The sequence below is a fragment of the Aminobacter sp. P4_H6_2 genome (genome assembly GCF_056400805.1).
Genome location: NZ_JBFUKO010000551.1, coordinates 1 through 3,604, shown reverse-complemented (window position 1 = coordinate 3,604; position 3,604 = coordinate 1). Strand labels below are relative to the sequence as shown.

At 65.4% G+C, this 3,604-nt stretch carries 4 protein-coding genes and 1 pseudogene; 4 read left to right on the top strand and 1 reads right to left on the bottom strand.

Annotated features, from left to right (window positions below; all coding sequences use genetic code 11):
- From AC1DUU_RS26345 to AC1DUU_RS26330, 4 genes are all read left to right on the top strand, one after another.
- Nucleotides 1–313 (top strand): ABC transporter permease subunit (locus AC1DUU_RS26345; protein ID WP_476786310.1); only part of this gene is annotated, 313 nt, incomplete at its 5' end.
- A gap of 70 nt (nucleotides 314–383) precedes the next feature.
- On the top strand, nucleotides 384–1,340 hold the full coding sequence (locus AC1DUU_RS26340; RefSeq protein WP_476786311.1) for an ABC transporter permease: 957 nt from the start codon (nucleotides 384–386) through the stop codon (nucleotides 1,338–1,340).
- On the top strand, nucleotides 1,337–2,365 hold the full coding sequence (locus AC1DUU_RS26335) for an ABC transporter ATP-binding protein (RefSeq protein ID WP_476786309.1): 1,029 nt from the start codon (nucleotides 1,337–1,339) through the stop codon (nucleotides 2,363–2,365). Before AC1DUU_RS26340 ends, AC1DUU_RS26335 begins: the two co-directional genes overlap by 4 nt.
- Nucleotides 2,366–2,378: 13 nt before the next feature.
- Nucleotides 2,379–3,383 (top strand): ABC transporter ATP-binding protein, encoded by a 1,005-nt coding sequence (locus AC1DUU_RS26330; protein WP_476786308.1) that lies wholly within the window; start codon nucleotides 2,379–2,381, stop codon nucleotides 3,381–3,383.
- A 23-nt stretch (nucleotides 3,384–3,406) separates the two neighbouring features.
- Here AC1DUU_RS26330 and AC1DUU_RS26325 read toward each other — a convergent pair.
- A pseudogene (locus tag AC1DUU_RS26325) lies at nucleotides 3,407–3,604 on the bottom strand (MarR family transcriptional regulator); the annotation flags it as partial.

Below are 3,604 nucleotides of genomic sequence, written 5' to 3'. Positions count from 1 at the left end.
TGTCCGCACCGCCCGCGCCAAGGGACTGCATTTCAGGCGCGTGGTGATGGTGCATGCCATGCGCAACACGCTGGTGCCATTCGTCACACTGGCCGGCTGGGAACTGATCAGTGCGCTCGCCGGCTACACAGTGGTGGTCGAGACGGTGTTCGCCTGGCCCGGCCTCGGGCTCACGGCAATGCAGGCGATCCAGAAGAGCGACCTTTTCTTGCTGCAGGCGATCGTCTTCACCGTCGCGGTGATGATCGTGGTCATCAATGTCGGCCTCGATGTCATCTACAAACTCATCGACCCACGGATAAGGTTGGCTTGAGATGGCTATCCCCATGCCTGTGACGACGCCGGTGGCAACCACCCGCAAGACGACGCAACGCCCGACACTGATGACTAGGCTCGACGAATTCGGCCGCGAACTTTGGCAGGACAAACTCGGCACGCTCGGCTTCGCCATCATCGTCGCTCTGCTGCTGATGGCGGTCTTCGCGCCCCTGATTGCGCCCTACGACCCGGCAGCACAGTCGGTTATGTCACGCCTCAAGCCACCGGCCTGGCTGCCCAAGGGCTCGTGGGAGCACCTGTTCGGCACCGACCATCTCGGCCGCGATGTGCTTTCGCGCGTCATCTACGGTGCCCGCGCCTCACTGATCGTCGGCGTCCTCGTGGTGTTCTTCGCCGGCACGTTCGGCGTCGTGCTCGGCCTGTGGTCCGGCTTCAAGGGCGGACGCACCGATGCGGTCATCATGCGCATCGTTGACGTGCAGGTCGCCTTTCCCGGCCTGCTGCTGATCCTCCTGGTCATCTCGGTGATCGGCCCAAGCATGACGACGATGGTAATCGTGCTCGCAGTCACCAACTGGATGGTCTATGCGCGCGTCGTGCGCGGCATCGTGCTCTCGGTCAGACAGACGCCATACGTCGAGGCGGCCGAGATGATTGGCTGCCGCCCTTCGAGGGTCATCTTCCGCCATATTCTGCCCAACTTGACGTCCCCGCTTTTGACGCTCGGCATCCTCGAATTCACCAACATCGTGCTCGCCGAAGCCGCCCTCTCCTTCCTAGGCCTCGGCGTGCAGCCGCCGGCGACGAGCTGGGGTCTCGATGTCGCCAACGGCCGCGACTACATCTTCGTCGCCTGGTGGCTGATCACGTTCCCCGGCCTGTCGATCGCCACCACCGTCCTTGCGGTCAATCTGTTCGCCTCCTGGGTGCGTGTCACCACCGACCCGCAGGAGCGCGAAAAACGCTTCGCCTATCAGCGCGCCAAGATTGCCGCCCGGCAGGCGCGCCGCAGCCCGAAAACCCAAAGCCCGGAAGCCACGAGCCAGGGAGGCCGGTCATGAACATCAGCGCCATGAGCACCCAGGAACCGCTGCTCGAAGTCGAAAAGCTGAAGGTCGAGTTCGATACCAGGCGCGGCTTGGTCCAAGGCCTGCGCGGTGTGACGCTGTCGATCGGCCGCGGCGAGACGCTCGGCGTGGTCGGTGAATCCGGCTCGGGCAAGAGCGTGACCGCGCAAGCAGTGATGGGGCTGATCGACATGCCCGGCCGCATCGCGTCGGGCGACATCCGCTGGAAAGGCCGCTCTTTGCTGGGCGCCGACGGCGAGCGGTACGCCCGCGACATCAGGGGCAAGGAAGTGGCGATGGTCTTCCAGGACCCGATGACATCGCTCAACCCGGTGCTCCGGATCGGAACCCAGATCGGCGAGGTGCTGGAGCGCCATCTTGGCATGACCCGCAAGCAGGCGCGCAACCGCGCCGAGGAGCTACTCGCCGCCGTCGGGATCAGCGCGCCCGGCCGCAGGCTGGACCAGTATCCGCACGAATTTTCCGGCGGCATGCGCCAGCGCGTGATGATCGCCATGGCGATCGCCTGCGAGCCACAGCTTCTGATCGCCGACGAGCCGACGACGGCGCTGGACGTGACCATCCAGGCGCAGATTCTCGAGCTGCTCGCCGAGCTGCAGCAGTCGCTCGGCCTGTCGGTGGTGCTGATCACCCACGACCTCGGCGTCGTCGCCGGCCTCTGCCACCGCGTGGCTGTGATGTATGCCGGGCAGATCATCGAGACCGGCCTCGCCGAAGACGTATTCGAGCGTCCGGCGCATCCCTACACGCAAGGGCTCCTGCGTTCGACTCCGCGGCTCGACGAGGTCTCGGAGCGACTGGTCTCGATCGAAGGTACGCCGCCCAATCTGGTGACGCCGCCGGAGGGCTGCTCGTTCCAGCAGCGCTGTCCGCTGTCGGGCGAGGCCTGTCGCAAAGCGCCAACACTCGAACATATCCGCCCGGATGCCGAGGCCGCCTGCTGGCAGCCGTCGGTGCCGGCCTGGGCGACGCCGCTGATGTCGCCCACCTTCCCCTGACAGGAATTTCTCGATGCTCAACCCCGTGCCAGCCCAGACGCCAGCACCACCGCCGCTGCTCAGCGTGCAGGGCCTCGACGTGACCTATGAAACCGGGGCGCAGGGCTTCTGGGGACGCCCCAAGGCTTTCAAGGCTCTGGAGGACATTTCTTTCGACCTCTACTCGGGCGAGACGCTCGGGCTGGTTGGCGAATCCGGGTCCGGCAAGACCACCACCGGCCGCGCCGTGCTGAGGCGCATCACGGCCTCGTCGGGTAAGATCGTGTTCCAGGGCCAGGACATCACCCACACCAAGGGCGAGGCGCTGCGCAAGCTCCGCCGCAACATGCAGCTGGTGTTCCAGGATCCCTATTCCAGTCTCAACCCGCGCATGCGGGTGATCGACATCGTCGCCGAGCCGCTACTGGTTCACGGCCTGATCCGCCATGTCGATGAGGCGCGCGACCGCATCACCGAATTGCTGCGTGTCGTTGGCCTGCCCGCCGACGCGCATGACCGTTTCCCGCACGCTTTTTCTGGGGGGCAGCGTCAGCGCATCGGCATCGCCCGGGCGCTGGCATTGCAGCCCGAATTCATCGTCGCCGACGAACCTGTGTCGGCGCTCGACGTGTCAGTTCGGGCGCAGGTGGTCAACCTGATGCAGGACCTGCAAAAGGAGCTCGGCCTCGGCTACCTGTTTATCGCGCATGACCTGTCGGTGGTGCGCCACATCTCGCACCGGGTTGCGATCCTCTATGCCGGCCGCATGGTCGAGATCGCCGACCGCGACGACCTCTACGACCACCCGATTCATCCCTATACCGAGGCGCTTTTGTCGGCGGTGCCGGTGCCCGATCCGCGCACTCAACGGCAGCGTAAGCGCATCGTCTACGGCGGCGAGGTTCCCGATCTCGTCAATCCGCCGCCCGGATGCCGCTTCTCGACACGCTGCCCGCTGGCGACCGACCTGTGCCGTACCGAAGCGCCGAAGCTTAGCGAGCGTTCGCCCCGCCATCTCGTCGCCTGCTGGAACAGGTAAAAGACGCTCGGCCCAGCCAACGATCAGTCACAGAACTTCGAGGTGGCAAGTGCAGCGCGGCCATATTTGTTGTTGGCCTCGAGTAGCTTGAGCAGCGTCGCCAGGAACGCCTCGCGTTCCTTGTCCCCAAGCGTGTCGAGCAGCCGCTCCTGCGCCCGGCTCATCGCCGGATGCATCGCCGCGACAAGCTTCTCGCCTTGCTGTGTCAGCCGCGCCAGCAC